The organism is Sphingomonas gei (assembly GCF_004792685.1).
GTDB classification, from domain to species: domain Bacteria; phylum Pseudomonadota; class Alphaproteobacteria; order Sphingomonadales; family Sphingomonadaceae; genus Sphingomonas; species Sphingomonas gei.
The window spans coordinates 168,168-194,719 of record NZ_SRXT01000005.1 but is presented as its reverse complement, the minus strand read 5'-3'; the positions used below and the strand labels follow the sequence as shown (position 1 = coordinate 194,719).

The following is a 26,552-nucleotide window of genomic DNA, read 5'->3' as shown; positions in this document are numbered from 1 at the left end:
CCTCTTCGCCAAGCTTCGATGCGCAGGCGGAACAATGCCGGCTTCCGGCGGGTTTTCCGGTCAAGAATTGCAAGAGGAGCCACCATGTCCATCACTCGCAAGGCGCTGATCGCCGCCGCGCTTGCCGCCTCCACGCTCACCACGGCCTGCGTCACCGATCCGGTCACCGGCGAACGCCGCGTCTCGCGGGCCGCGATCGGTGCGGGCGCAGGCGTGGTCGGCGGCTATCTGCTCGGCGATCTCGTCGGCGGCCGCAACGACCGTACCGAGAAGATCATCGGCGCCGGGATCGGCGGTCTCGCCGGCGCGGGCATCGGCGCCTATATGGACCGGCAGGAGCAGGAACTGCGCCGCCGCACCGCAGGCACCGACATCCGCGTCATCCGCCAAGGCGACGATCTGGTGCTCAACATGCCGTCGAACGTCACTTTCGCGACCAACGAATCGAGCATCCAGCCGCAGTTCCGCGCCACGCTCGATCAGGTCGCCGACGTGCTCCGGCAGTATAACCAGACCTATATCGACGTGTACGGCCACACCGATTCGACCGGCAGCGACAGCTATAATCTGGCGCTGTCCGAGCGCCGCGCGACTTCGGTCGCCGATTATCTGTCGGGCCGCGGGGTGCAGAGCGCTCGGCTCGGCACGCGCGGCTTCGGCGAAACCCAGCCGGTCGCCAGCAACGCCAGCGAGGAAGGCAAGGCGGCCAATCGCCGCGTAGAGATCAAGCTGGTCCCGATCACCCAGCAGGATTTGGGATAACCGCCCGTTCGCCCTGAGCCTGTCGAAGGGCGCTGCGCCACAAGCGGGGTCGCTGGTGGAAAGCCGTGCTTCGACAAGCTCAGCACGAACGTAGGCTGCTACGTCCGTCGTTCTCTGAAAAAATCCCTGAGCAACGCGCCGGATTCTCCCTCGCCGATTCCCGAATAAACCTCGGGGCGGTGATGGCAGGTCGGCTGCGCGAAGAAGCGTGGGCCATGCTCGACCGCGCCGCCCTTGGGATCGCTCGCGCCGTAATAGAGCCGGGCGATGCGGGCATGCGCGATCGCTCCCGCGCACATCGCGCATGGCTCCAGCGTCACCCACAGATCGCAATCCTCGAGCCTGTCGCGGCCGAGGATGCGCGCCGCCTCGCGAATCGCCAGCATCTCGGCATGCGCGGTGGGGTCGTGGAGCGTGCGCGGGGCATTGGCGGCGGTGGCGACGACCTTGCCGCCAAGCGTCACCACGGCGCCCACCGGCACTTCCCCTGCCTGCGCGGCGCAGTACGCGGCATCCAGCGCGGCGCGCATCGGATCGGGGAGCGGGAACATGGAAGCTGCCTAGCGAACCGATCCCGCTACGTCATCCCGGCGAAGGCCGGGATCTCAGGCGAAGGCGCAATGCGGCACGAGATCCCTGCTTTCGCCGGGATGACGGTAACTACGCGACCGCAGGCGCAGGCGTGCGCGCGTCGCGCACCACCGTCCACAACGCGAAGACGACCCCCGGCAGAAATCCCAGCACCGTCAGCCCGCACGCGATCCCGAAATCCCTCCCCGGCCCCCGTGCGAGATACACGCCCAGCGGCGGCAGCAGCACCGCCGCCACGATTCGCCCGGCATGCATTATTTCGCGGCCGGCGTCGGCGAAGCGGCCGGCGCCTGCTTCAGGTCGATCGTCGGCAGCACCACGGTCGCCTTCTTCATCTCGACGGTGGGCACCTCGACGGTCCGCGCGGTATTTCCGATCCCGACGCTGCCCGTCTCTGCGCTGTATTTGGGCACCTGGCCGCCTTCGGCCTGGACGCTCACGGTCGGCAGGCTGGCGCCCTGCTGCTGGTTGAACCGCAGCATGCCCGTCGCCATCGCCGCCACCACGCCCAGGGCGATCAGCCCGATCAGCACGAGGATTGCACGCATTGTCTTTATCTCCCGGATCGAATCGTTTGCGTAATAACGCCGTAAGCGCCATCTGGGTTGCGTCGGCTGGCGCTTTGATCGGCGAATCGGTTGACGCACTCGGCCATTCCCGCTATCGGCGCGGCCTTTCCGGCTTATGCCAAGAACCAGGATTTAAAGCGATGTCGCGCATTTGCGAGCTGACCGGCAAGGGCCGGCAGGTGGGACACAACGTCTCCCACGCCAACAACAAGACCAAGCGGACCTTTCTGCCCAATCTGCAGAACGTCACGCTGATCTCGGACACGCTGGGCCGCAGCATCCGCCTGCGCGTCTCGACGCACGGGCTGCGCTCGGTCGAGCATGTCGGCGGTCTCGACAATTGGCTGCTCAAGACCAGCGAAGACGATCTGTCGCTCCGCGTGCGCCGCCTCAAGCGCGAGCTGCGCAAGGCGTCGACTGCCGAGAAGACCGCGGCCTAACCAGCTTTTTGCGGATTGGCGTCAGCCCGTTCCCCTGCCGGGGCGCGGGCTTTTCGCTTGTCCCGAGTTCGCTAGTTCCAGCCGGAACTTGAGCAGCAGCGACTGCTCCCAGATCTCGCCATTGTCGTCCGACGCGATCCACACGATCGTGTCCGCGCCTTCGCGCGTGACCGCCAGCGCCTCGAAATTGTCGTGCTGCAGCGGGCGCTCGAACGTCGCCAGTTCGATGCCGCGGACCGGCTTTCCCGTGTGCACGCCGCGCAGATCGAGCAGCACCAGTTTGGCAGTGAACAGGCCGGACAGCGAAAGCCGGCGGTTGAGCACCAGCAATCGCCCGTCGGGAAGCTCGGCCATGTCGGTCGGGTCGTAATCCGCCGGCGGCACGTAAGCCAGCCGCTCGGGTGGCAGCGACGATTCGGTCGGGTCGCCCGCGAAGCGCAACACGATCCGCGCATCGGGCCTGCGCGGCGGCCGCGCAGTCTCGCTGATCACGATGAATTGCCCGCTGCGCAGCCGCGCCATCGCCTCGGGCCCGCCGGCGACCGACCAGTCGGCCATCGCCGCCGGCCGCACGCTGCGCTCGGCGCGAGTCAGGCTCGCATCGTAGCGCCAGATCGCATTGCGGTTCTCGAACCCGATCCAGGCGCATCCTGTCACCGGGTCCCAGGTCAGCGATTCGGAATCGCGGTGGCGCTTGATCGCGCCGGTCCCCGGTCCGGGCAGGTCGGCGAAGCGCAGGTCCCGCGGGCGCAGGTCGGCCCCCATCATGAATGCGACGAGGTTTCCGCCGTCGCTGAGCAAGGTGAAGCGATCGCCGTCGATGCGCATCGACGAAAAGCCGCCGAATGCGGGATCACTGCTCTTGAGGGCAAGCCCGCCGAGATAGGTAAGCGGTCCCAGCTTCGCCCGCGCCGGATCGGAAGGATCGAGCGGCACCGGCGTCGCGACCATCTCCGGCCGGTCCCCGAGAACCTGGCGCGGCTCGACTCCCGACGCAGTGACCGACAGCAGCAGGAGCGACGAAAGCGGAACCGCGAAACGCATCGCTCCGCCATAGCCGTTCGGGTCGGGCGAGCCAGCCCCGGCGCGACATGAACCTCAGATAACAACTGCGTTCAGCCAGCGCCAAGGCCGGGCGCCTATAGGGCGAAGGACAGTTTGCGTATCGAGGCCCCCGCGTTGCGTATCGGGGACCGACGGGCCGGCTCCTTGCGGGGAGCCGGCCTTTTTCGTTTTGGGCAGCGCTCGGTCGGCGAACGAACCCTACCGTTCGGCCTGAGCCTGTCGAAGGCCGGCTCTCCGCCAGCGATCCGGCTGCCGCGTCAGCCCTTCGACAAGCTCAGGGCGAACGGGCTCTAAAAGCGGATTGCACTTCATTGAAGGGTATCTGTTCCCCTGCGAAAGCAGGGGCCCAGAGCCCGAAGCGCACCGCTGGTAACCTGGACCCCTGCTTTCGCAGGGGAACAGATCCACCAAAATTAAACCGAGCCTTAGTCGCGGGTCATACGCCAACGCCCGTCAGTACATGTGCTGCCCGCCGTTGATCGACAAAGTCGACCCGGTGACGAACCCCGCTTCCTCCGAGCACAGGAACGTCACGCCGCGCGCGATCTCGCTCGCCTGGCCGAGCCGCCCGACGGGAATCTTGGCGACGATCTTCTCGAGCACGTCCGCGGGCACCGCGGCGACCATGTCGGTATCGATATAGCCCGGCGCGATCGCATTGACCGTCACTCCGGCGCGCGCACCTTCCTGCGCCAGCGCCTTGGTGAAGCCGTGGATGCCCGATTTGGCGGCGGCGTAATTGACCTGGCCATATTGGCCCGACTGCCCGTTGATCGAGCCGATATTGACGATCCGTCCCCATTTGCGGCTGCGCATCCCCGGGAAAGTGGCGTGCGCCATGTTGAAGCAGCCGCCCAGATTGATCCGGATCACGTCTTCCCACATGTCGCGGCTCATCTTGAGGATGGTGCCGTCGCGCGTGACGCCGGCATTATTGACCACCACATCGACCGGGCCGAGATCGGCCTCGACCTGCGCGACCCCCGCGGCGCAGGCCTCGAAATCGCCGACGTCCCATTTATATGCCTTGATGCCCGTCCGCTCGGTAAAGGCCCGGGCCTTCTCGTCATTGCCGGCATAATTGGCGGCGACCGTCATGCCGGCATCCTTGAGTGCCAGGCTGATCGCCTCGCCGATGCCGCGCGTCCCCCCCGTCACGATCGCTACGCGTGCCATTTCTCGCATCCTCTCTTGGTTTTCGTTACTTCAGGCTAGGCAGCGTCTGCCCAGCCCGCAAGTTCCCGCGCCAATATCTTCTTGAGCATCGCGACACCGACCTCGCTCGCATTGAGGCAAGGCAAGGCCGCGAAGTGGGTACCCCCGGCCTCGACGAAGGTATCGCGCCCGCGGATCGACAGCTCCTCGAGCGTCTCGACGCAATCGGCGGAGAAGCCTGGCGCGACGAGAGCGATCCGCGTGATCCCCTTGCCCGGCAGCCCCGCGAGCACCGTGTCGGTCGCCGGCTCAAGCCATTTGGCGCGGCCGAAGCGCGACTGGAATGTGATCGTCAGCTCGCGCCCCAGCGCCTCGCTGAGCAGGCGGGCGGTCTTCTGGCAATGGCAGTGATAGGGATCGCCCAGTTCGAGCGTCCGCTGCGGCATGCCGTGAAAGCTGGCGAGGATCGCCTGCGGCTCGAAATCGAGCGCGGCCAGCGACGCTTCGACCGAGGTCTTCAGCGCGTGGATATAGGCCGGGTCGTCATGATACGGCGGCAGCGTGCGCAGCGCCGGCTGCCAGCGCATCTGTGCCAGTGCGGCGAATGCCGCATCGTTGGCGGTCGCCGTCGTCGCCGCGCAATATTGCGGATAGAGCGGCGCGATCAGGATGCGCTCGCACCCCGCTTGCTTGAGCGCGCGCAGCCGGTCGCCGAGCGCCGGCCGGCCATAGCGCATCGCATAGTCCACGATCACGTCGGGCCCGAACGCCCCTTGCAGCGCCGCCGCCTGCTCGCGGGTGATCGCGGCGAGCGGCGACCCGTCCTCGCGCCAGACCTGCTTATAGGCATGCGCGGACTTTTTTGGCCGCGTGCGCAGGATGATCCCGTGGAGGATCGGCTTCCACACGAAACGCGGAATCTCGATCACCCGCGGATCGGACAGGAATTCGGCGAGATAGCGCCGCACCGCGCCGGCGTCGGCGGCGTCGGGCGTCCCGAGATTGGTCAGGAGCAGCCCGATTTTGCGGGCCGGGATCTTCGGATGGTCGGCGGGGGGGATCATTCCAAGTCCGATAACAGAGGCAGGCGGCGGAAGCGCACGCCTGTAGCAGCCTGCAACGCATTGGCGATCGCCGGCGCGACCGGCGGCACCGCGAGCTCGCTCGCCCCGCCCGGCTCGGCGGTGCTGCGGATCAGCTCCACCGTGATGTCGGGGCAATCGGCGAGCGTCGGCAGGCGCAGCTCCGAAATCTCGCGCACATCGGCGACATTTTCGGTGAAGCCGGTCGCGCAGCCGACCGCGCCGGCGAGCCCGAACAGCAATCCCCCCTCGATCTGCTGCATCACCAGATCGGGGTTCACCACGCGCCCGCAATCGACCGCCGCTACCAGTCGCTCGACCTTGACTCGGCGATCGCTGGTCAACTGCGCCTCGGCGAGCACCGCGATGTGCGAGCCGCGGAAGCTGTGACAGGCGATTCCCTGCCCGCTCCCCGGCTGGCCGCCCTGCCAGCCGCCCAGTTGCGCCGCGATCTGCAGGCAGCGCGCGAGCCGCGGCTGTCCGCCGAGCATCGCCATGCGGAACGACAGCGCGTCCTGCCCGGCGACATGCGCGAGTTCATCGAGAAAGCTCTCGGTGAAGAAGCAGGTGTAGCTATGCGCGCCCGAGCGCCAATAGCCGGTCGGCACCCCGATCGCGGCGGGATGGTGGTCGACCGCGAAGTTGGGAATCGCATAAGGCGGCACCGCGCCCGCCACTGCGCTCGCATCCCCCCCGCCCAGCGCCAGCCCCGAAGCGGGCAGCGCATCGCCGTGGAGCAGGCGTTCGGCAAGTTCGCGCCCGCTCGCCGGCGCGGCGATCTTGGCGAGCCAGCCGGTCAGCCGGCGCTGCGGATCGATCCGCGCGCTCATCCGCCCTGCCGCTGCGGGACGAAAGCGGTCGCGCCGGAAATCCTCGCCGCGCGGCCAGGTGAGCTGGACCGGGCGGCCGATCTTGACGGCGAGCAACGCCGCCTGCGCCGCGACATCGGTTTCGAGCTTAGCGCCGAACGAGCCCCCCGCCATCGTCGGGTGGAGGATCACGTCGTTCTCGGCGACACCCGCCGCGCGCGCAGCCGCGGCGCGGGCGAGCCCCGGCGCCTGCGTCGGCAGCCACAAGGTCACCCGGCCATCGCGATACACCGCGGTGGCAGTCATCGGTTCGAGCGGCGCGTGGAGCGCCAGCCCGACGCGATACTCCGCCGCGACCAATTGCGCACCGCGGAACTGCGCCGCGAGATCGCCCGTCTCGGCGATGCGCGACCCGGCGCCCTCGAACGCACTGCTCAGCGCCGCCTCGATCGTATCGCTGTTGATCACCGGGTCGGGCGTGCGGAAGCGCGGCCGCATCGCATCGAGCGCGCGATCCGCAGCCCACCAATTGTTGGCCACCGTCGCGACCCAATCGTCGGTGGTGACCACCGCGAGCATGCCGGGAACCTTGTCGGCGGCGGCGCGCTCGATCCGCGCCAGCCCGGTCTCGCCCACCGGCCCCTGGCGGATCGAGGCATAGACCATGTCGGCCAGCCGGATGTCGCCGGCGAACAGCGCGCTGCCGTCGACCTTGGGCGGCGCATCGAGCCGCAGCAGCGGCTGGCCATAGAGCCGCGCTTCGTCGCCGACACGCGGCGGCACCTTGGCAGGCAGGCGCTGCTCCGCAGCCTCGGCCGCGAGCGCGCCGAAGCCGAGCTTGTGATTGCCTTGGAAGACGAGATGGTTGAACGTCCCGCATGCCTGCCAGTCGACTCCCCAGCGCGCCGCCGCGGCCTTGCACAGCAATGCGCGTGCCGCCGCGCCCGCGCGGCGCAGCTCGCCCTCGAAATTGCGCACCGAAGTCGATCCGCCGGTCAGCATCAGCCCGCTGCGCCGGACATAGCTCGCGCGCAGCGTGTCGGGGAGGTTGCCCAAAGCCGCCTCGAACAATTCCTCCGCGCCGAGCTGGTTGGCGTAAAGCGGATTGAGCGGCGCCGGCTCGACTCCGACCATCTTCCAGTCCGCCCCGAGCTCGTCGGCGATGATCTGCGGGAAGGCGGTATAGACTCCCTGCCCCTCCTCGCATTGCGGCACCGCGACCGAGACATGCCCGTCGCTGCCGATCTTGAGCCACGCGCCGAACAGGCTCTCGCCGGGTGCTGCGGTCAGATTGGGAAGCCAGGTGCGCGGCCATGCCGCCCAGGCGACGACCAGCCCGATGCCGGCACCGCCGCCGATCAGCAATGTCCGCCGATCGAGCTTGATGCGCGCGCTGGTGTCCCGGGCCATCGTGCCGCTCTATCGCGCGGCTTCTCCCTGCGCCAGCCATTGCGGTCTTGGGTTTGCCGCGCGGCTGCTCTATCGCGGGGCCATCGATCGATTGCCGGGGAACGACAAGACCGTGCTGCTTCACCTCCTCGCCGCCGCCGGCGATCACATCCAGTTCAAGGATCTCGGGCTCAGCCCGGTCGCGGTCAATCTCGGCTTCTTCCAGATCAAATGGTATTCGCTGGCCTATATCGCCGGCATCCTGCTCGGCTGGTGGTATCTGCTCAAGCTGCTCGCCCAGCCCGGCGCCCCGATGGCGCGGCGCCACGCCGACGATCTGGTGTTCTACGCCACGCTCGGCATCATCCTCGGCGGCCGGCTCGGCTATGTATTGTTCTACGCGCCCAACATGATCGTCGAAACGCCGCTCCAGGTCATCCGCTTGTGGGACGGCGGCATGTCGTTCCACGGCGGCGTGATCGGCACCACGGTGGCAATCATCCTGCTCGCCCGCCGCCACGGGCTCAACTGGCTGCGCATCCACGATTATGTCGCCTGCGTCGCGCCCGGCGGGCTGTTCTTCGGCCGCCTCGCCAATTTCGTGAACGGCGAACTCTGGGGCAAGCCCGCCGACCTGCCCTGGGCGGTCGTGTTCCGCAACACCGTCCAGACCGGCCTGCCCGAACCCGCCCGCCATCCGAGCCAGCTCTACGAAGCCGGGCTCGAGGGGATCCTGCTCTTCGTCGTTCTCTGGTTCTTCTTCTGGCGCACCGATTCGCGCTATCAGCCCGGCAAGCTCGTCGGCATCTTCGTGCTCGGCTACGGCCTGTGCCGCTTCTTCGTCGAGTTCTTCCGCGAGCCCGATGCCCAGCTCGTCTGGCTGGTCGACGCGACCGGGCTGCACATGGGCCAGTGGCTGTGCATTCCGATGATCGCCGGCGGCATCTATCTTATCGCCACCGCCAAGGGCCGCCGCCAGCGCGTCGAGTCGATCGCCGGGAGTGAGAGCGTCGCCTGAAGCCCATTGTCCGTTCGCCCTGAGCCTGTCGAAGGGCAGCTGGCCGCACGTAGTCCGCTCGGGGAGAGCCGGCCTTCGACAGGCTCAGGCCGAACGGGGGCGGTAGCGGTGCCTCAGCGCACCAGGCTGCCCAGCTCTGCCGAGCTGATCCCGTAAAAGTCGCAGATATGGTCGCGCAGCCGCTGCTTCGCAGCCTCCATCTCGGCATAGGCCGCGTCCTCCGCCGCCTCGGCATCGCGATTGACTGCGTGCGGCGTCGGAACCAGTTCGCCCCACGCGATGTGGTGCCGCGCCGCGGCCTCGCGCACGCCTGCCACCAATTGCCTACCTTGCGTCATCGGTCCTCCGACGACGCACAACGTGCCAGCGCGCATCTCGCTCCCGGGATGACGCGGCAGGCGCGAGCGGTTAGGGACGGCGGGTGACCGATTCCGATCATCCCCTCGCCGCATCGTCCGCCGATCGCACCGACAACGCCGCAGCGCCTCTGCTGGCCGAGCGCCTCTCGCGCGCGATCACCCTCGCCGGGCCGATCCCGCTGTCGCAATATATGGGCGCCGCGAACACGCATTATTATGCGACTCGCGATCCGCTCGGCAGCCGCGGCGACTTCACCACCGCGCCCGAGATCAGCCAGATGTTCGGCGAGCTGATCGGGCTGTGGCTCGCCGATCTGTGGGACCGCGCCGGGCGCCCGCCCGCACGTTATGTCGAGCTCGGGCCGGGCCGCGGCACGCTGGCCGCCGATGCGCTGCGCGCGATGGCCAGAGCCGGGTTCGCGCCGCCGGTCGATCTGGTCGAGAACAGCCCGACCTTGCGCGCCGCCCAGGCCGAGCACGTGCCACATGCCGAATGGCATCTCGACCTGGTCGGCCTCCCCGAGGAGTCGCCGCTCCTCGTCGTCGCCAACGAATTCTTCGACGCGCTGCCGATCCGCCAATTGGTCGCGACCGGCGAGGGCTGGCGCGAGCGGCTTGTCGCCTGCCAGGACACCTTGTTCCTGCCGATCGTCGGCGACCGCAGCTTCGACATGATCATCCCGCGCCACCTGCTCCACGCCCCGCCGGGATCGATCCTCGAGACCTCGCCCGCCGGCGTCGCCATCCTGCGCAACCTTGCCGCACGGCTGCTGACGCAGGGTGGCGCCGCGCTGATCCTGGACTATGGCTATCAAGGACCGGCGGTCGGCGACACGCTTCAGGCGGTTCGCGGCCACGCTTATGCCAATCCGTTCGAGGATCCCGGCGAGGCCGATCTCACCGCGCATGTCGATTTCGCCACGCTCAAGGAAGCTGCCGAAGTCGAAGGGCTTGTCGTCCACGGCCCGGTGACGCAGGGGGCGTTCCTGAAGGCCCTGGGGATCGAAGCGCGCACCGAGGCGCTCGCCAAGGCTGCGCCCGATCGTGCTGAAGCGCTCGCGGCGGACCGCGACCGGCTGGTCGATCCAGAGCAGATGGGCGAATTGTTCAAGGTCATCGCACTGACGCCGCCAGGCTGGCCGGTGCCGGCGGGGTTCGCATGAGCTCGGATCGCGCTCACCCTTCCGCGGCTTCGCCGCTCCCTCTCTCTCCCGACGGGAGAGGGAAGGGGCCCCCTGCCGAAGGCAGTGGGAAGGGTGAGGGTGATGCAATCCACTACCGCGACACCACCCCTGCCGATCTCCCCGCGATCGACGCGCTGTTCCGCGACAGCTTCGTCGCGACCTTCGGCCATCTTTACCGCCCGGCCGATCTCGCCGCGTTCCTCGGCAAGTTCACGCCCGAAGCATGGGCCGAGGAGTTCGCCACGCCCGGCGTCGCGATCCGCATCGCCGAGGATGCCGAAGGCCTGCTCGGCTATTGCAAGATCGGCCCGGTCACCCTGCCGGTCGAACCCGGCCCGCCGGCGATCGAACTCCGCCAGCTCTACCTCGACGCGCGCGGCAAGGGCAGCGGCGCCGCGCAGGCGCTGATCGACTGGGCGGTGGAAACGGCGCGCGCGCAAGCGGCCGAGCGCATCGTGCTCAGCGTCTATGTCGACAATCACCGCGCCAAGCGCTTCTACGCGCGCTTGGGCTTCCGCGAGATCGGCATCTATCATTTCCGCGTCGGCGACCATCTCGACGAAGACCGTCTGATGAGCCTCGACCTGTGAGCCAGGTCGAAGTCACCCGCGCCCGCGCGCTGGGTCACGTCGCGCACGGCTTTCTCGGCCGGCGCGGCGGGGTGTCGACCGGGATGCTCGCCGGTCTCAATGTCGGCTCCGGCTCGGCCGACGACCCCGCGCTGATCGCCGAGAATCGCCGCCGTGCGCGCGAGGCGGTGCTCCCCGGCGCCCGGCTCGTCACACTGTTTCAAATCCATTCGGCCGACGCCGTCGCGGTGATCGAGCCCTTTGAGGAGCGCCTGCGCCCGCGCGCCGACGCATTGGCCACCGATCGGCCCGGGCTCGCGCTCGGCATCCTCACTGCCGATTGCGCCCCCGTGCTGCTCGCCGACGCTGAAGCGGGCGTGGTCGGCGCGGCACACGCCGGATGGAAAGGCGCGCTCGGCGGCGTCACCGATTCGACGATAGCGCTGATGGAAACCCTTGGCGCCAAACGCGAGCGCATCGCCGCAGCAATCGGCCCGTGCATCGCCCGCGCCAGCTACGAAGTCGACGACGCCTTCTTCCGCCGCTTCGCCGAAGTCGATCCCGCCAACGAACGTTTCTTCGCCGACGGCAAAACGGACCATTACCAGTTCGACCTCGAAGCCTATGTCGCGCATCGCCTCGCCGCCGCGGGAATCCGCACCGTCGAAACGCTGGGCCTCGACACTTATTCCGACGAGAGCCGTTTCTACAGCTTCCGCCGCGCGACGCATCGCGGCGAGCCCGATTACGGCCGCCAGATCGCGATAATTGGTATCAGTTGATACGTCTCTTCGGCTAGGGAGCGGTCAACGAGAGAATTGGAGAGCCCGATGACCGACGAAACCGAAGCCGAGCTGACCGGCGCGACCGCGCGTCGCCGTCCCAAGGCGAGCATCGACACGATCGGCGGGCGCAAGCTCAAGCCCTCGACGATGATGATGGGGCATGGCTATGATCCGGTGCTGTCCGAAGGCTCGCTCAAGCCGCCGATCTTCCTGACCTCGACCTTCGTCTTCCCCAATGCCGCAGCGGGCAAGCGCCATTTCGAAGGCGTCACCGGCAAGCGCCCGGGCGGCGCGGAAGGGCTGGTCTATTCGCGCTTCAACGGCCCCAATCAGGAGATTCTCGAGGATCGCCTCGCGGTGTGGGAAGAGGCCGAGGACGCGCTTGCTTTCTCCTCGGGCATGTCGGCGATCGCCACGCTGTTTCTGTCGATGGTCAAGCCCGGCGACACGATCGTCCATTCGGGCCCGCTCTATGCCGCGACCGAGACGCTGATCGCGCGGATCCTCGGCCGCTTCGGGGTCCATTGGCTCGACTTTCCTGCCGGCGCGACGCGCGCGGAAATCGACGCGGTGCTGTCGCGCGCTGCCAGTGGCAACGTCGCCTTGATCTATCTCGAATCGCCCGCCAACCCGACCAACGCACTGGTCGATGTCGAGGCCGTCGCCGCCAGCCGCGACGCGATCTTCAAGGGTACCAAGCCCCCGATCGCGATCGACAACACCTTTCTCGGCCCGCTCTGGGCGCAACCGCTCAAGCAGGGCGCCGACATCGTCGTCTACAGCCTGACCAAATATGCCGGCGGCCATTCGGATCTCGTCGCGGGCGGCGTGCTCGGCTCGAAGGAGCACATCAACGCGATCCGGCTGATGCGCAACACCATCGGCACGATCTGCGACCCGCACACTGCATGGATGCTGCTGCGGTCGCTCGAAACGCTCGAGCTGCGGATGAGCCGCGCCGGCGAGAACGCGGTCAAGGTCTGCGAATATCTGCGCACGCATCCCAAGGTCGAGCATGTCGGGTATCTCGGCTTCCTTGAGGAAGGCAGCCGCCAGGCCGACATCTACAACCGCCACTGCACCGGCGCGGGATCCACTTTCTCGCTCTATCTCAAGGGCGGCGAGACCGAGGCGTTCGCGTTCCTCGACGCGCTCAAGATCGCCAAGCTCGCGGTCAGCCTGGGCGGCACCGAGACGCTCGCCAGCCACCCCGCCGGGATGACGCATCTGTCGGTCCCCGAAGCGCGCAAACAAGCGCTGGGCATTACCGACAATCTCGTCCGCATCTCGATCGGAGTCGAGGATGCCGACGATCTGATCGCCGACTTCGAAGAGGCACTGCAGGCGGTTTAACGTGCCCCGTGCTCCTGCGAAAGCAGGAGCCCAGGGTTACCGAAGGCATCGCTCGCGACTCCTGGCTCCTGCCTTCGCGGGAGCACGAAAGGCTAGTTGCGCAGCGTCAAATCCTTGGTCCGATCGGTGGCCGGCGGCGTCACCGGCCCGCGCGCGAAATACGCTTCGAGCGCGTCGAGATCGGCAATCCCGGTCAGCACTTCGTCGCCGCCGACCAGCGTCGTGAATCCGTCGCCGCCATTGCCCAGGAAGTTGCTCACCACCACGCGATAGATGCGATCGTCGGCGATCGGCGCGCCGTTGAGCCGCGGATCGACCAGCCGCTGCCCCACCGGCTTGCCGAGATCATAGCCGAAACCGAAGCCGCGCGAGACCAGCAGCAGATTGCGCCCGCCCGCCTTGTTCTCGTCGAACTGCTGCTCGAGCACCGCGCGCAATTGCCTGCCGGTCAGGCGCTTGATCACCAAGGTGTTACCGAACGGCTGCGCGGCATAGATGTCGCCGAACGTGATCGTCCCGTCCGCCCGCGGCGTGAGCGACACGCGCGCACTGCCGGCGTTCATCAGCGCGATCTCGGCGCCGCCATTCGCGGGCGCCGCCGTCGCGGCGAGCTGCGCATCGGCGATCATGTTGCCGAGCACTTGTTCGCGCATGTCGTCGTCGGTGCGCGGCGCCGGCGCGGTCAATTTACCGATCGGCCGCTCGGCATAGCTTTTCGCCGCCGCCGCATAGCGCGCGACCAAAGCCGCCACGCGCGGCTCGGGGGCGAAGCGGGGATAATGATCGCTGATCGGCACCGGCCCCTTGGCACTGGTGAAGGCCTCGCTCTGGATCAGGACATTGTTGGCGCGCTTGGCGACCACGCGGCCCGCGACGGGATCGATATCGAGGCTGATGTCGGTCAGCAGCGTGCCGCCATAGCCGGCGCTGGTCAGCAGCAGCGGCCGCGTCTTGTCGACGCTGGCATAGTCGCAGACATAAGCGTTGTGCGTGTGCCCCGACACGACCAGATCGACGCGCGGATCGAGGCGCTCGAGGATCGGGAAGATCTCGCCGGTCATCCCCTCGCAGCTGTTCGCGTCGAACGCGCGCTTGGAATAGCCGCCCTGGTGGATCAGCACGACGATCGCGTCGGCCCCCTCCGCCTTGAGCTTGGGCACCAGTGCGTTGACCGTGTCCGCCTCGTCCTCGAAGCGCAGCCCCTCATTGCCCGTCGCCATCACCAGCGTGCCGGTGCCCTTGAGCGTCATGCCAATGAACGCGACCTTCACCTGGCGCGCGCCCTTGCCGAAGCTGCGGATGCCGGTGCCCGGGAACAAGGTGCCCCCCGCATCCTTCGCGACATTGGCGGCGAGATAGCCGAAGCGCGCGCCGCCGAACGGCTCGATCGCGCAGGGCGTGCGCTTGGTGTTCTTCTCGCACCCGCCATTCTGCATGCGGAGCAGTTCCTTCTGCCCGCGATCGAATTCGTGGTTGCCGACTGCGTTGAAGTCGACTCCGATCAGGTTCATCGCATGGATCGTCGGCTCGTCGAGGAACATCGACGAGACCAAAGGACTGGCGCTGATCATGTCCCCCGCCGAAACGGTGACGCTGTTCGGATGCCCCGCGCGCAGCTTGGCCACTGCCGAGGCGAAATAAGCGGCGCCGCCCGCGGGCACGCGGGTAACGCCGCTCTCGCTTGGTATGTCGACCGCGAGCTTGCCGGCTTCGAGATTGCCGTGGAAATCGTTGAACGCGATGATCTGGACCGACACGGGTGCTACCGCGGGCCCGCCGCCCGGCTCGACGACGCGCCCTGCGCACCCCGCGAGCAACGTCCCTGCCAGCAACCCGATCAGTATACGCATCAACCACCTCCGTCCGCCACGCCGTGGCGCGGAGATGTTACCGCGTGATTTCGCTGCGCGTCAGCCCCACAGCCGCGCGCGATACGCCTCGAAACAGCGCGCGCCGCAGCGCAGCCGGATCAGGGCGCCCTCGGCCATCGCCGTCGCGCGGCGCGGATCCTCCTCGACCGCGGGCCGGATCGCTTCGCGGTTCCAGTCGATGCTGTGCTTGATGTCGAGCACGGCGTGGACCGAGAAATAGCGCCGCTCCTTGCCCGAAAAGCCGAGCCGCTTGAGCCCGTCGGCAGTCGCCTGCGAACGGCCCGGCGCAGTCAGTTCGATCGCGCCGAGCGCACCCACCGAATGCCAGGCATAGCGGCGATTGGCGGCCATCGCGGTCATCGCGTTGGCGAGCGCGAGGCTCTCCCACACCGTATTCTCGATCACCGGGTCGACCTGCAGCGTCTCCACCAGCGCGTCGAGCATCGGGCCGTGCATGCCCTTGAAGGTGCCATGGCCCATCTCGTCCCAGTAATTGCGGGCGAGCTCGAGCTTGGGGCGGACGGGCAGCTTGACCTGCGTCATCGCGACGAGATCGTCGAAACCCGCCTCGCCGGCGGCCTCCTGCTCGAAGAACCAGCGGAACTCGTCGATGTTCGCCTGCTCGGCAAGCCACGGGAACAGCGAATCGTTCTGGCCCGGGCCGGAATTCTTGAGCTCCTCGAACCATTCGATGAAGCCCTCGACATCGGTCGGCGCCTGCGCCGCCTCGTCGACGATGTCGGCGCGCAGCTCCTCGATGAAGCCGCCCTCGAGCCGCTGCATCTTGATGTCGCGCTCGAACACCCGGCTCCAGTCCCGGCTGGGGAAACCGGGTTCGAGCCGCTCGCGATTCCAGTGGGCGAGGCCACGCTGGAAGCTGTCGGTTAGGAATTGCGAACCCGCATCATTTGCGAAGTCGCTCGGACGTGTAGCCATGTTGCTGTGATCTCCTGCCGGCAAGTAACCGGCAGAATGGCCCGATGGTTCCCGCAATCGACCTGCAATAGCCGCCAACCGACTGCAAATTAACCCAAATCAATCGTCCCCGTCGAGCCGCCGCAGATCGGCGCCGCGCGTCTCGCGCCCGAACCACGCCACGAACCCCAGCGCGGCCAGGGTCGGCACCATGATCGCCGCCGCGGCCCAGCCCATCGCCGGCACCAGCGCCGTGATCGACAGCAATTGCGCGAGCACGCCGCCGGCCTTGGTGCACGCCGCCACCCAGCCGGTCGCCCGTCCGCGCACCCGCATCGGGAAGCTCTCCGCGGTGTAGGGCAGCACGATCGCGATGATCCCGTTCGAGCCGACGATCAGCAACGCCACCGGCAATACCGGGCTCATGCCCCCGACCAGCTCGAGCCACATCACCCCGATCAGCCCGAGAAAGGTGATGCCGATGACGGTGACGAGCGACCATTTGGTGCTCCACCGGCTGTAGATGAACGCACACAGGAACACCGTCGGGAAGGCGATCAGCGCCGAGGCGGCAAGCAGCTTGCTCGACACCGCGACCGAATAGCCCTTGCTCACCAGATCGGCGGGCAGCCACAGCAACAGCCCGAAATTGATCAGCCCCCAGGCGATCGCCGCCGTCGACAGCGCGACCAGCTTGCCGATCAACTTTGCCCCGGTGAGCGGGACATGCGCCGCCGCGGCGCGCATTTCCGGCCTTGGCGCCGCAACCTTGCGCACCGTCGCCCCGAACCGCGCCATCACTGCCGCCGCTTCGGCACGCCGCCCGCGCGCGAGCAGGAACTTGGCCGATTCGGGGATGAACACCCCCAGCACCACCAGCAACAGCCCGGTCGGCAAGTTGAGCAGCCACAGGATCCGCCACCCGAAGATCGGCTGGAGCAGAGCGGAGGCGCCGCTCGCCGCGAAATAGCCGCCGACCGCGCCGAGCCCGCCGACCAGCACGAGGCTCCAGCCGCGATGCCGGCTCGGCATCATCTCGGCGAGCAGGGCGTAGGTCACCGGCAGCATGCCCCCCGCCGCCGCGCCCATCATGAAGCACATCCCGATATTCCAGGCGAGGCTGGGCATCGCGCCGCAGATCGACGTCCCGACGAACATCACTGCCGAGAGCAGGATCGTCGCCTTGCGGCCATAGATGTCGGCGAGCACGCCCCACAGCACCGATCCGGTCACCGTCCCGCACAAGGCAAAGAACGGGACCAGCGACACCGTCGCCTTGGGCACATGATATTCCATGATCATCCCGGGGACGGTGAAACCCAGCGCGGCGGGCTTCATGATGTCGATGATCAGGGCGACCACCAGCACCGCCATCAGCCCCCAATGCGCTGGTCCCAGATGCGCGTCCTCGGGCGCGGCGATCTCGAAATCGTCACGCGCCGCAAGCTGCGCCGATACGTCGCGCGGCAGCAGCCCCCAGGCGGCGATCAGGCAGCCGAGGATGATCATCGCCATCCCGCCGACCATGTCCCAGCCCATCGGCATGCCGGCGAGCATGTAATGCATGTCCTTGCCCATCAGGAACATCGGCACGTGCATCAGCACGCCGGCGGTCACCGCGGTGCAGCCGAGCACGAACAGCCACACCCCGCGCCGGTCGATAAAGGTACTGCCCGCCTGCATCTACGTTGCCCCTTCCCCCGCCCCTTTCGCTTGTGTTAGCGCTAACTTCAGCAAGCGCCGGGGCCAACCCGGGCATAGAGGAGAGCGATGTGAAGAGCAAAATCGGGCGACGGCTGTTGGGCACGGGCCTGCTGGCGAGTGCCGCGGCGCTCGCCCTTCCCGCTGCCGCGCAGAGTGATTTGCGGCTCAACGATGCCGGCTATTTCGAGGCGCGCGGAGTCAACGTCCTCGTCTTTTCGAACTGGTATGACGGGCTGTTCGCCGATTCGAAGATCAGCGGAGTCGAGATCGTCCAGCAAGGCGAGCGCACCGCCACCAACGGCGATGTCCGCCTTTCCGCCACCCCCGGCCAATGGGACCCGATCGGCCGACTGGTGAAGCGCGACATCGATCAAAAGACCGGCGCGATCGAGGCGCTGCTCGAATATCCCGAATACAAGTTCCAGTATCGCATCCGCGCCGAACGCCGCGCCGACGGCGTGCATATCGCCGTGATCCTCGATTCGCCGCTGCCCGCCGCGCTCGCCGGCAAAGCCGGGTTCAACCTGGAATTTCTGCCCTCGGCCTATTTCCACAAGAGCTTCCTCGCCGACGGCAAGCCCGGCGCCTTCCCGCTCTATCCCGCCGGTGACATGATCGCGGGCGGCGAACGCAACGCCGCGAGCGGGCGCGACATCGGCCCAGGCGCCGAGCCGCTGCCGATGGCCGCGGGCAAGACCCTGGTCCTCGCACCCGAAGACCCCGCGCGCCGCGTAACCGTCCGCGCCACCCGCGGCGATCTCCAATTATTCGACGGCCGCAACCAGGCGCAGAATGGCTGGTTCGTGCTGCGCAGCCTGCTCCCCGCCGGGCAGACCGGCCGCGTCGTCGAATGGACGCTCAGCCCCAACAGCGTCCCCGGCTGGCTGCGCGAACCGGTAATCGGCCATTCGCAGCTCGGCTATACGCCGGCGCAGGCCAAGACCGCAGTGATCGAGCTCGACGCCAACGCCAAACCCGCTGGCCCCGCGCGACTGCTGCGCATCGACGAGACCGGCAAGGCGGCGGTGGCGCTGTCCGGCACGCCCAAAAGCTGGGGCAAATATCTCCGCTACAATTATCTCAGCTTCGACTTCAGCAGCATCCGCCAGCCCGGCCTCTATCAGCTCGAATATGGCGGCAAGCAGACCCACAGCTTCCGCATCGACCCTGAAATCTACGCCGACGCCTGGCACCCCAGCCTCGACGTCTATCTGCCCGTGCAGATGGACCACATGCTGGTCAACGAGGCCTATCGCGTCTGGCACGGCGACAGCCACCGCGACGATGCGCGCCAGGCCGCGGTCAGCCATGAGCATGTCGATCTCTACCGCCAGGGCCCCACCACCGACACCAGGTTCAAACCGGGCGAACATATCCCCGGCCTCAATGTCGGCGGCTGGCTCGACGCAGGCGATTTCGACATCCGCACCCAGACCCAATATGCCGTGATCCGATCGCTGGTCGGCATCTGGGAGGACTATAAACCGACCCGCGACCAGACCCTGGTCGATCAGGATCTCCGCCGCGTCGAGATGCACGTCCCCGACGGCAAGCCCGACCTCCTCCAGCAGATCGAGCACGGCGTTCTCTATCTCGCCTCGATGTACGATGCGGTCGGCTATGCGGTGCACGGCGTCGTCGAGCCCGATGTCGCCCAATATACCCATCTCGGCGACGCCGCGTCGAAGACCGACGGACTGGCCTACGACTCCGATCTCAAGTTCGGCGAGCGCAAAGGCAATCGCAGCGGCACCCCCGACGATCGCTGGGTGTTCACCAGCAAGTCGAGCGCGCTCAATTACGGCTCGGCAGCGGCGCTGGCGGCATCGAGCCGGGCATTGCGCGGCTATGACGACGCGCTGGCGGACAAGGCGCTCAAGCTCGCGCGCGCCGTCTGGGCCGACGAGCACAGCCACGCACCCAACAGTTTCAGCCACGGCAACACCACCGGCGGCTGGCTACCGGGCGAGGAGTTCGCCGCCGCGGTCGAATTGCTGGCGACGACGAAGGACCCGCAATATGCCGCGCGGGTCACGAGCCTGTGGCCGGAAATCGCCCCGCGCTTCGGCCAATATGCCGAGACCGCGCTGCAGGCATTGCCCTTCATGGACGCCGGGTATCGCAGCAAGGTCGAAGCCGAGATACGCAAGCTCAAGGCCAATGCCACGCCGTTCACTGGCGCCAATCCCTATGGCGTCCCGATCACCACCGGCGGCTGGGCGGGCAACGGCGCCGTGATCCAGACCGGCCTCACCGACTACGCCATCCACAAGGCGTTCCCCGCGCTCAGCGACGGCAGCCTCGTGTTCCGCGCGCTCGATTATCTTCATGGCACCCATCCGGGCTCGGACATCTCGTTCGTCTCGGGGGTCGGCACCCGCTCGAAGGAAGTCGCCTATGGCAACAACCGCGCCGACTTCTCGTTCATCGCCGGCGGCGTCGTCCCCGGCGTGCTGATCCTCAAGCCCGATCTGCCCGAGAATAGCGAGAATTGGCCGTTCTTCTGGGGCGAGAACGAATATGTCGTGAACATGAGCCCCAGCTATATCGCGCTGGTCCAGGCCGCGATCGAATTGGGGAGAAAATAGCCGTCATCCCGGCGAAAGCCGGGATCCAGAGTCCCGAGCAATACCCTTTATGGCACTGGATCCCGGCTTTCGCCGGGATGACGGTGGAAAGAGAAGCCCGACCATGCTTTAACCCGCCGCCATGCCCAGTAGCTTCCGCCGCGCCCTGCCTGCGCTCGCCGCCCTTTCCCTCACCACTGCGCCGCTCGCCGCGCAAACCACCTATGAAAGCGTCGACCCGCTCATCGGCACCGGCGGCGAGGGCCATACCTTCCCCGGCGCCGTCGCGCCGTTCGGCATGGTCCAGCTCAGCCCCGACACCGACACCGGCTGCGTCATCCGCGAATGCTATGGCCACGCCGCCGGCTATCGCTACGACGATCCGACGATCCAGGGCTTTTCGCATACCCATTTCTCGGGCGCGGGCCATTCGGATCTCGGCGACTTTCTGGTCATGCCCGTAGCGGGCGGAACCGTGCTGCTCGAGCCCGGCGACGCCGCCAAGCCCGGCTCGGGCTATCGCTCGCGCTTCGATCATTCCACCGAGACCGCGCACCCCGGTTATTATGCCGTCACGCTCGCCGATGCGAAGATCCGCGCCGAGCTGACCGCCGGCACTCGCATCGGCGTCCACCGCTATGCCTTCCCCGCCGGCACCCCCGCGCATGTCATCCTCGATCTGCGCAGCGTGCTCTACAATTATCCGGGCAAGACGCTGTGGTCGTCGATCCGCATCCGCCCCGACGGGACGATCACCGGATCGCGCGAGACCCGCGGCTGGGCCCCGGCGCGCAAATTGTTCTTCGCGATCCGCCCCTCCGCCCAGCTGACCGGCCACGCCTTCCTCAACCGCGAAGGCAAGATCGAATATAACGGCTTCCAGGGCCCCGGCCGCGGCCGCGACGATCTCGACCAGCTCGCCGGCCGCGCACTCGTCGCCCGGCTCGATTTCGGCACGCTCGACAAGCCACTCGAACTCAAGGTCGCACTGTCGAGCGTCGACGAGGACGGCGCGATCGCCAATCTCGACAGCGAGCCCGGCGGCTTCGACGCGGTCCGCGCGAGTACCCGCACTGCCTGGGAGCAGGCGCTCGGCGCGATCCAGATCAAAGCGCCCGCGCCGACCAAGACCATGGTCTCGACCGCGCTCTACCACGCGCTGATGGCTCCGAGCGTCTTCTCCGACGCCGACGGGCGCTATCGCGGCCCCGACGATCAGGTCCACAAGGCCGAGGGCTTCACCTTCCACTCGACCTTCTCGCTATGGGATACCTTCCGCGCCGAGCATCCGCTGCTGCTGCTCGTCCAGCCCGAGCGCCGCAACGCCGACTTCATCCAGTCGCTGCTCGCCAGCCAGAAGGAAAGCCCGTTCGGCATCCTGCCGGTCTGGCAGTTCCACGGCCGCGAGACCTGGACGATGATCGGCTATCACGCCGTTCCCGTCATCGCCGACGCCTATCTGAAGGGCGTTCGCGGCTTCGACGCGGAAGCCGCGCTCGACGCGATGGTCAAGAGCGCCAGCTACGGCCCCTATGGCGGGCTCGATCACTATATGAAGCTCGGTTACGCCCCGATCGACAAGGAACCCGAGGCCGCCTCGAAGACCGTCGAATATGCCTATGACGACTGGACCATCGCCCGCATGGCCCGCGCATTGGGCAAGACCGATGTCGCCGCCACCTTCGAGAAGCGCGCCGGAAACTGGCGCAACAGCTTCGACGCCAAGACCGGCTTCCTGCGCGCGCGCAAGACCGACGGCAGCTTCCGCACTCCGTTCGATCCGACTGCGATCAACTATGGCTCGGACTATACCGAGGGCAATGCCTGGCAATATTCGTGGTTCGTGCCGCAGGACCAGGCGGCGATGTTCGCCTTGCTCGGCGGCGACAAGGCCGCGGTGAAGAAGCTCGACGCGATGTTCGACTTCGACAATTCGAAGCTCGACTACAGCCATGCCGAGGATATCGCCGGGCTGATCGGCCAATATATCCACGGCAACGAGCCGAGCCACCACGTCGCCTATCTCTACGATTTCGCCGGGCAGCCGTGGCGCACGCAGGAGCGTCTCAAGCAGATCGTCGAGAGCCAGTACAAGACCGGTCCTGCCGGCCTCTCGGGCAATGACGATCTCGGCCAGATGTCGTCCTGGCTCGTCTTCACCGCGCTCGGTTTCTATCCCGTCGCGCCGGGCTCGAACCAATATGTGATCGGCCGCCCCTTCGTCGACCGCGCCACGCTCAGCCTGCCCAACGGCAAGCGCTTCACGGTCGTCGCGGAGGGCCTGTCGGCGGCGAACCCCTATGTCGGCAAGGTCACGCTCGACGGCAAGCCGCTGGTGCGCAGCTATCTCACCCATGACGAATTGTCGGCCGGTGGCGAGCTGCGCTTCACGATGCAGGCCAAACCGAACAGGCGCTGGGCGACGTCGCGCGCGGCCCGCCCCTTCTCGACAAGCACGGCGCGCTAGGGGGCCGCGCGCGCGTCGCACTCGAAATCCGCTATTTCGTAAACACGGTATGCTCTGCTAGCCTCGCCGTAACGACATAAACGGGAGAGAGTGGATGGCGAGTTCGAGCGCGCCCGCGGCCGATACCAAGGCCGGGCCCTATGCCTGGTACGTCCTGATCGTCCTGTTCCTCGTCTACGCGCTCAACTTCATCGACCGTCAGATACTGACGATCCTCGCCCCGCACATCCGCCGCGACCTCGGGCTCAGCCACGCCGATATCGGCTTCCTCTACGGCACGGCGTTCGGGGTGTTCTATGCCCTGTTCGGCATCCCGCTCGGCCGGCTCGCCGACAGCTGGCACCGCGTCCGGCTGATGAGCATCGGCCTCGCACTCTGGTCGACGATGACTGCGATCTCGGGCCTGTCGCGCAACGGCCTCCAGCTAGCCGCGGCGCGGATCGGCGTCGGGGTCGGCGAGGCCACCGCCAGCCCCTCGGCTTACTCGCTGATCTCGGACTGGTTCCCCAAGCGCCAGCGCGCCACCGCGCTCGCCATCTATTCGGCGGGCATCTATTTCGGCGGGGGTTTCTCGCTGTTCCTCGGCGGCGCGATCGTCGATTGGTGGAACGCTGCCTATCCCGTCGACCCGCCGTTCGGGCTGGTCGGCTGGCAGGCCGCATTCATGGCGGTCGGCCTGCCCGGCCTCGTCCTCGCACTCTGGGTGGTCACCCTGCGCGAGCCGATGCGCGGGCTGTCCGAGGGCCTCGTCGCGCCGCGCCACCCGGCGCCGTTCAAGAGCTTCCTCGAGGACCTGCTGACGATCATCCCGCCGCTCACGCTGATCGGCGCCGCGCGCAACGGCGCCAACGCTTTGCTCCGCAATCTTATCGTGCTCGCGCTCGTCGCTGCCGCGATCTACGCGCTCGTCCGGCTCGGCGAGCCGCTGCCGCAATGGCTCGCCGTCGGCACGGGAGTCTACGCCGTCTACAGCTGGTCGGCGGCGCTGCGTCACCGCGACGCGCCCACCTTCAAGCTGATCCTCGGCACGCCCGCCTTCCTCGCGGTGGTGCTCGCCTATGGCCTCAACGCCTTCCTCGCTTACGCCGTCGCGGGGCTCGCCCCCAGCTACGCCATGCAGGTCTTCGGCATCGCCAGCCGCGAAGCCGGCCTGTGGATCGGCGGCCCGGCGATCCTCGGCGGTTTCCTCGGCGTGACTCTCGGCGGGATCGCCGCCGACCGCCTGCGCCGGCGCTGGCCGTCGGGCCGGATCATGGTGGTGCTGTTCGGCAGCCTCGCCCCCATCCCCTCCCTGATCATCGCCTTCACCACCGCCGACAAGGCATTGTTCTACGCGATGCTCCCGCTCACCCAGATCTTCGCCAGCTGCGCGCTCGGCGCCGCCGCCGCCGCGACGCAGGACCTCGTATTGCCCCGCATGCGCGGCACCGCCACCGCCGCTTTCTTCATCGGCACGACGTTGATCGGGCTCGCCATGGGCCCCTATCTCGCCGGCCGCGTCGCCGATCTCACCGGCAGCCTGTCGACCGGCATCCTCTCGCTGCTCGTGACATTGCCGCTCGCGCTAGGTGCCGCGATCGTCGCCTTCCGCCTCGTCCCCGCCGCCGAAGCCAGCCGCCAGGCACGCGCGCAGGCGGCGGGCGAGCCCCTGTAGGAGTCCCGCCGGTCGCCGCCGTTCAGTGCTCCTGCGAAAGCAGGAGCACGAACTGGTGAGCTTCACCCGGTGAGCGACGGGGCCCGGCGATTGCGGCAGGGTCGTTGCAGCCGCCTAACGACCCGCGATCGTCACCCCGAACCGCGCAAAATCCGTCCGGTCGGGCCGCGCGCCGGGGCTGGTCGCCGAGACCTGCCCGCTCGCCGGGTCCACCGTCAGATAGCGGTTGGTGACCAGCGACATCAGCATCGTCTCGCCATAGACCGTCTCCATCCACTGGAAGGTCTCGCCCAACCCCGCCGGCCCCGGCTTGAGCCACGCGTCGCCGGTCGCGTTGATCGAGACGTGGCCGCTGCCCACCGCCAACGCCACCCGCCCCTGCCCGCGATCGACCACCCGGAAGCGCGCCTCGCCTTCGTCCTGCGCGACGATCGCGCCCTCATGCTCGGCCAGCGCCATGATCCGGCCGAGCACCGCCAGCGTCACCGTCTTGCCCAGCGGGATCGGGTGCATCAGCCCCTTGGGGTTCGGCTCGCCTACCGCGAAGCTGTCGAAATCGGCATAGCCCCCGGCCTGCCCCTGCGCGTTGAAGGCGAACAAGGCATAGCGGATGCCCTGGAAGGTCTTGAGCTGGAACGCCATGACGAACGGATCGCCGATCGGCGTGAATGCCTTGCCGTCGAGGCTGTAGCCGAACCGCGCCTGCTCGGTCAGATAGTCGCACTCGGCGCGCAGCCAGATACGCTTGCCGGCGAACGGCACCCGCACGCGACTGTCGCCCTGCTGATCGTGGAACTCGATCGCCAGCCGCCCGCCCTCGCGCTTCACCCCCAGGGTCCGATACGGCAACCCCAACAGCGCCAGCCCCGCCACATCGCCATCGCGCAGCCCGCCCGTCTCCAGCAAAGCCGTCGAAATCGAACGTGGCCCGATCGCGCGCTGAGTCAGCGAATTGCGCGCCGCCATCAGATCGCTCGCCGGCAAAATGTGCAGCCGCAGGAACCCGCGCCGCTCCTTCAGCGACCAGCGACCATCGTCGGGCACATGGTTCCACTGCCACACCCGCCCCAGCGCCGGCCCGCCAAAGCCGTCGTCGCGGACATAAGGCGCGAACGGCTTCTGCATCACGCCCGTATCGGGCTTGAGCCAGGTCCGCGGCGTCCGCCCCAGATTGCCCGGCAGGCCGAAATAGGGCCAGCCATCCTGCCACGTCACCGGAGACAGCCCGGTCAGCCGACCGAGCGAATTGAAGTCGGTCATCGAGAAGCCCCACCACGCGCCTTTGGGCGTCTGGATCAGCCCGCCCTGGTGGAGCACGTTGCGGCCGGGCAAAATGGTCGGCGGCGCGATGTCGAACGGCGGCTTGGGCTCGCCGCGATGCCGATAGCCTTGCGCGCTGCCCCAGCCCTCGTCGAGGCTGATCGCGTGGTTCACTTCATACGGCCCATAGGGCTTGTCGGCGCGCGCCACCGGCATCCGCATCCGCCCCGAATACCAGGCGCTGGTGATGAAATAGCGCCCCTGGATCTTGTAGAGGTGCGCGCCTTCGCCCATCCCCTGATCGGCGGAGATGATCACGCGTTCGCTGCCCGGCACCACATCGTCGAGCGCCGCATTGAGCTGCGCCATCCGCACCTCGCGATAGCCCCACACCACATAGACCTTGCCGTCATCGTCGAACAACACCCCGAGATCGTGGAGCGAGCGCTTCATCGGCGTCCGCGTCCACGGCCCCGCCGGGTTGGTCGCGCGGAAGACCTGGGTGGTGTGGCCGTTGACGTTGGAGAAGATGTAGAAAGTGCCGTCGTGATAGCGGAAGCTCGGCGCCCAGATGCCCTGCCCGTACATGCTCTTGCCGCCCTCGAGCCGCATCTCGGGCCCCAGATCGAGCCGGTCGAACGCGTAACCGAGCAGTTCCCAGTTGACCAGGTCACGCGAGTGCAGGATCGGCAGTCCCGGCATCGTGTGCATCGTCGTGCCGGTGAGATAATAATCCTCGCCGACCCGGATCAGATCGGGATCGGAGAATTCGTCGTAGAATAATGGATTGGTGAAGGTCCCGTCGCCATTGTCGGCGGTCCAGGTCTTTGGAGCCGTCTGCGCAGCGGCAGGTAGCCCGGCAAGGCACAGCCAGAGCGCGATCCACAGCCGACCCATGACACTCTCCCCCTTCGATACCGTTGTCGCAGCGCTATTGGCGCGGACGGGAAGCTGTCAAATCAATTGCCGGGCCCACACCTGCTA

At 67.5% G+C, this 26,552-nt stretch carries 22 protein-coding genes; 10 read left to right on the top strand and 12 right to left on the bottom strand.

The features are described from left to right. Positions 1-84: 84 nt before the first annotated feature. Positions 85-762: a YiaD family glycine zipper/OmpA-like lipoprotein gene (locus E5A73_RS13630; protein ID WP_135964391.1), complete on the top strand. Its 678-nt coding sequence runs from the start codon at positions 85-87 to the stop codon at positions 760-762. A 98-nt stretch (positions 763-860) separates the two neighbouring features. Here the strand turns inward: E5A73_RS13630 and E5A73_RS13625 are convergent, their stop codons facing one another. From E5A73_RS13625 to E5A73_RS13615, 3 genes are all read right to left on the bottom strand, one after another. Continuing rightward, positions 861-1,292: a nucleoside deaminase gene (locus E5A73_RS13625; protein WP_135964619.1), complete on the bottom strand. Its 432-nt coding sequence runs from the start codon at positions 1,290-1,292 to the stop codon at positions 861-863. A gap of 130 nt (positions 1,293-1,422) precedes the next feature. Next, on the bottom strand, positions 1,423-1,608 hold the full coding sequence (locus tag E5A73_RS13620; RefSeq protein ID WP_135964390.1) for a YqaE/Pmp3 family membrane protein: 186 nt from the start codon (positions 1,606-1,608) through the stop codon (positions 1,423-1,425). After that, positions 1,608-1,901, bottom strand: a complete 294-nt coding sequence (locus E5A73_RS13615; RefSeq protein ID WP_135964389.1) for a hypothetical protein — start codon at positions 1,899-1,901, stop codon at positions 1,608-1,610. Before E5A73_RS13615 ends, E5A73_RS13620 begins: the two co-directional genes overlap by 1 nt. A gap of 161 nt (positions 1,902-2,062) precedes the next feature. Between E5A73_RS13615 and rpmB the strand changes: the two genes are divergently transcribed. Then, the gene (gene rpmB / locus E5A73_RS13610) at positions 2,063-2,362 is read left to right on the top strand and encodes a 50S ribosomal protein L28 (protein ID WP_135964388.1); all 300 of its coding nucleotides are present in this window, start codon (positions 2,063-2,065) and stop codon (positions 2,360-2,362) included. 21 nt (positions 2,363-2,383) lie between these two features. Here rpmB and E5A73_RS13605 read toward each other — a convergent pair whose 3' ends face one another. The 4 genes from E5A73_RS13605 to E5A73_RS13590 all read right to left on the bottom strand — a co-directional run bounded on the left by E5A73_RS13605 (position 2,384) and on the right by E5A73_RS13590 (position 7,883). Then, the gene (locus E5A73_RS13605) at positions 2,384-3,406 is read right to left on the bottom strand and encodes an esterase-like activity of phytase family protein (protein WP_135964387.1); all 1,023 of its coding nucleotides are present in this window, start codon (positions 3,404-3,406) and stop codon (positions 2,384-2,386) included. Positions 3,407-3,880: 474 nt separating this feature from the next. Beyond that, positions 3,881-4,603 carry an acetoacetyl-CoA reductase gene (gene phbB / locus E5A73_RS13600; RefSeq protein ID WP_135964386.1) on the bottom strand — a complete coding sequence of 241 codons (723 nt, stop codon included), beginning with the start codon at positions 4,601-4,603 and terminating at the stop codon, positions 3,881-3,883. Positions 4,604-4,638: 35 nt separating this feature from the next. Beyond that, on the bottom strand, positions 4,639-5,646 hold the full coding sequence (gene hemH, locus E5A73_RS13595) for a ferrochelatase (RefSeq protein ID WP_135964385.1): 1,008 nt from the start codon (positions 5,644-5,646) through the stop codon (positions 4,639-4,641). Continuing rightward, the gene (locus tag E5A73_RS13590) at positions 5,643-7,883 is read right to left on the bottom strand and encodes a xanthine dehydrogenase family protein molybdopterin-binding subunit (RefSeq protein WP_135964384.1); all 2,241 of its coding nucleotides are present in this window, start codon (positions 7,881-7,883) and stop codon (positions 5,643-5,645) included. The genes hemH and E5A73_RS13590 overlap by 4 nt, the downstream gene beginning before the upstream one ends. Positions 7,884-7,995: 112 nt before the next feature. Between E5A73_RS13590 and lgt the strand changes: the two genes are divergently transcribed. Next, entirely contained in the window at positions 7,996-8,880 is an 885-nt protein-coding gene (lgt, locus tag E5A73_RS13585; RefSeq protein ID WP_240700207.1) for a prolipoprotein diacylglyceryl transferase, read from the top strand. A gap of 113 nt (positions 8,881-8,993) precedes the next feature. Here the strand turns inward: lgt and E5A73_RS13580 are convergent, their stop codons facing one another. Beyond that, positions 8,994-9,218: a hypothetical protein gene (locus E5A73_RS13580; protein ID WP_135964383.1), complete on the bottom strand. Its 225-nt coding sequence runs from the start codon at positions 9,216-9,218 to the stop codon at positions 8,994-8,996. Positions 9,219-9,301: 83 nt separating this feature from the next. Here E5A73_RS13580 and E5A73_RS13575 point away from each other — a divergent pair, with 83 nt between their 5' ends. The 4 genes from E5A73_RS13575 to E5A73_RS13560 are packed head-to-tail and all read left to right on the top strand — an operon-like array spanning position 9,302 to position 13,130. After that, positions 9,302-10,402: a class I SAM-dependent methyltransferase gene (locus tag E5A73_RS13575; RefSeq protein WP_420822577.1), complete on the top strand. Its 1,101-nt coding sequence runs from the start codon at positions 9,302-9,304 to the stop codon at positions 10,400-10,402. After that, positions 10,399-11,013 (top strand): GNAT family N-acetyltransferase, encoded by a 615-nt coding sequence (locus tag E5A73_RS13570; protein ID WP_135964382.1) that lies wholly within the window; start codon positions 10,399-10,401, stop codon positions 11,011-11,013. Before E5A73_RS13575 ends, E5A73_RS13570 begins: the two co-directional genes overlap by 4 nt. Continuing rightward, the gene (pgeF, locus tag E5A73_RS13565) at positions 11,010-11,774 is read left to right on the top strand and encodes a peptidoglycan editing factor PgeF (RefSeq protein ID WP_135964381.1); all 765 of its coding nucleotides are present in this window, start codon (positions 11,010-11,012) and stop codon (positions 11,772-11,774) included. The genes E5A73_RS13570 and pgeF overlap by 4 nt, the downstream gene beginning before the upstream one ends. A gap of 48 nt (positions 11,775-11,822) precedes the next feature. After that, positions 11,823-13,130, top strand: a complete 1,308-nt coding sequence (locus tag E5A73_RS13560) for a cystathionine gamma-synthase family protein (protein ID WP_135964380.1) — start codon at positions 11,823-11,825, stop codon at positions 13,128-13,130. A gap of 92 nt (positions 13,131-13,222) precedes the next feature. On the opposite strand, the gene E5A73_RS13555 is transcribed toward E5A73_RS13560, so the two are convergent. The 3 genes from E5A73_RS13555 to E5A73_RS13545 all read right to left on the bottom strand — a co-directional run bounded on the left by E5A73_RS13555 (position 13,223) and on the right by E5A73_RS13545 (position 17,599). Continuing rightward, the gene (locus E5A73_RS13555) at positions 13,223-14,980 is read right to left on the bottom strand and encodes a bifunctional metallophosphatase/5'-nucleotidase (RefSeq protein WP_135964379.1); all 1,758 of its coding nucleotides are present in this window, start codon (positions 14,978-14,980) and stop codon (positions 13,223-13,225) included. A gap of 60 nt (positions 14,981-15,040) precedes the next feature. Beyond that, a complete protein-coding gene (locus E5A73_RS13550) occupies positions 15,041-15,937 on the bottom strand; it encodes an iron-containing redox enzyme family protein (RefSeq protein WP_135964378.1) in 897 nt (298 codons plus the stop codon). 99 nt (positions 15,938-16,036) lie between these two features. Then, on the bottom strand, positions 16,037-17,599 hold the full coding sequence (locus tag E5A73_RS13545) for an MFS transporter (protein ID WP_135964377.1): 1,563 nt from the start codon (positions 17,597-17,599) through the stop codon (positions 16,037-16,039). Positions 17,600-17,688: 89 nt separating this feature from the next. Here E5A73_RS13545 and E5A73_RS13540 point away from each other — a divergent pair, with 89 nt between their 5' ends. The 3 genes from E5A73_RS13540 (at position 17,689) to E5A73_RS13530 (ending at position 24,308) form a co-directional block, all read left to right on the top strand. After that, positions 17,689-20,208: a glycoside hydrolase family 9 protein gene (locus E5A73_RS13540; RefSeq protein ID WP_240700179.1), complete on the top strand. Its 2,520-nt coding sequence runs from the start codon at positions 17,689-17,691 to the stop codon at positions 20,206-20,208. Positions 20,209-20,329: 121 nt separating this feature from the next. Next, positions 20,330-22,654 carry a GH92 family glycosyl hydrolase gene (locus E5A73_RS13535; RefSeq protein ID WP_135964376.1) on the top strand — a complete coding sequence of 775 codons (2,325 nt, stop codon included), beginning with the start codon at positions 20,330-20,332 and terminating at the stop codon, positions 22,652-22,654. A 94-nt stretch (positions 22,655-22,748) separates the two neighbouring features. After that, positions 22,749-24,308 (top strand): spinster family MFS transporter, encoded by a 1,560-nt coding sequence (locus E5A73_RS13530; RefSeq protein WP_135964375.1) that lies wholly within the window; start codon positions 22,749-22,751, stop codon positions 24,306-24,308. Between the two features lie 114 nt (positions 24,309-24,422). Here E5A73_RS13530 and E5A73_RS13525 read toward each other — a convergent pair whose 3' ends face one another. Beyond that, positions 24,423-26,465 carry a glycoside hydrolase family 43 protein gene (locus tag E5A73_RS13525; protein ID WP_135964374.1) on the bottom strand — a complete coding sequence of 681 codons (2,043 nt, stop codon included), beginning with the start codon at positions 26,463-26,465 and terminating at the stop codon, positions 24,423-24,425. Positions 26,466-26,552 lie beyond the last annotated feature (87 nt).

Bases quoted from the DNA above. Each gene is read 5' to 3' on its own strand.
- E5A73_RS13550 (WP_135964378.1), bottom strand. From the start codon at position 15,937: ATGGCTACACGTCCGAGCGACTTCGCAAATGATGCGGGTTCGCAATTC.
- E5A73_RS13535 (WP_135964376.1), top strand. From the start codon at position 20,330: ATGCCCAGTAGCTTCCGCCGCGCCCTGCCTGCGCTCGCCGCCCTTTCC.
- E5A73_RS13590 (WP_135964384.1), bottom strand. From the start codon at position 7,883: ATGGCCCGGGACACCAGCGCGCGCATCAAGCTCGATCGGCGGACATTG.
- E5A73_RS13620 (WP_135964390.1), bottom strand. From the start codon at position 1,608: ATGCATGCCGGGCGAATCGTGGCGGCGGTGCTGCTGCCGCCGCTGGGC.
- hemH (WP_135964385.1), bottom strand. From the start codon at position 5,646: ATGATCCCCCCCGCCGACCATCCGAAGATCCCGGCCCGCAAAATCGGG.
- E5A73_RS13580 (WP_135964383.1), bottom strand. From the start codon at position 9,218: ATGACGCAAGGTAGGCAATTGGTGGCAGGCGTGCGCGAGGCCGCGGCG.
- E5A73_RS13605 (WP_135964387.1), bottom strand. From the start codon at position 3,406: ATGCGTTTCGCGGTTCCGCTTTCGTCGCTCCTGCTGCTGTCGGTCACT.
- rpmB (WP_135964388.1), top strand. From the start codon at position 2,063: ATGTCGCGCATTTGCGAGCTGACCGGCAAGGGCCGGCAGGTGGGACAC.
- E5A73_RS13615 (WP_135964389.1), bottom strand. From the start codon at position 1,901: ATGCGTGCAATCCTCGTGCTGATCGGGCTGATCGCCCTGGGCGTGGTG.
- E5A73_RS13625 (WP_135964619.1), bottom strand. From the start codon at position 1,292: ATGCGCGCCGCGCTGGATGCCGCGTACTGCGCCGCGCAGGCAGGGGAA.
- E5A73_RS13560 (WP_135964380.1), top strand. From the start codon at position 11,823: ATGACCGACGAAACCGAAGCCGAGCTGACCGGCGCGACCGCGCGTCGC.
- E5A73_RS13630 (WP_135964391.1), top strand. From the start codon at position 85: ATGTCCATCACTCGCAAGGCGCTGATCGCCGCCGCGCTTGCCGCCTCC.
- E5A73_RS13545 (WP_135964377.1), bottom strand. From the start codon at position 17,599: ATGCAGGCGGGCAGTACCTTTATCGACCGGCGCGGGGTGTGGCTGTTC.
- E5A73_RS13555 (WP_135964379.1), bottom strand. From the start codon at position 14,980: ATGCGTATACTGATCGGGTTGCTGGCAGGGACGTTGCTCGCGGGGTGC.
- E5A73_RS13570 (WP_135964382.1), top strand. From the start codon at position 10,399: ATGAGCTCGGATCGCGCTCACCCTTCCGCGGCTTCGCCGCTCCCTCTC.
- E5A73_RS13525 (WP_135964374.1), bottom strand. From the start codon at position 26,465: ATGGGTCGGCTGTGGATCGCGCTCTGGCTGTGCCTTGCCGGGCTACCT.
- E5A73_RS13530 (WP_135964375.1), top strand. From the start codon at position 22,749: ATGGCGAGTTCGAGCGCGCCCGCGGCCGATACCAAGGCCGGGCCCTAT.
- phbB (WP_135964386.1), bottom strand. From the start codon at position 4,603: ATGGCACGCGTAGCGATCGTGACGGGGGGGACGCGCGGCATCGGCGAG.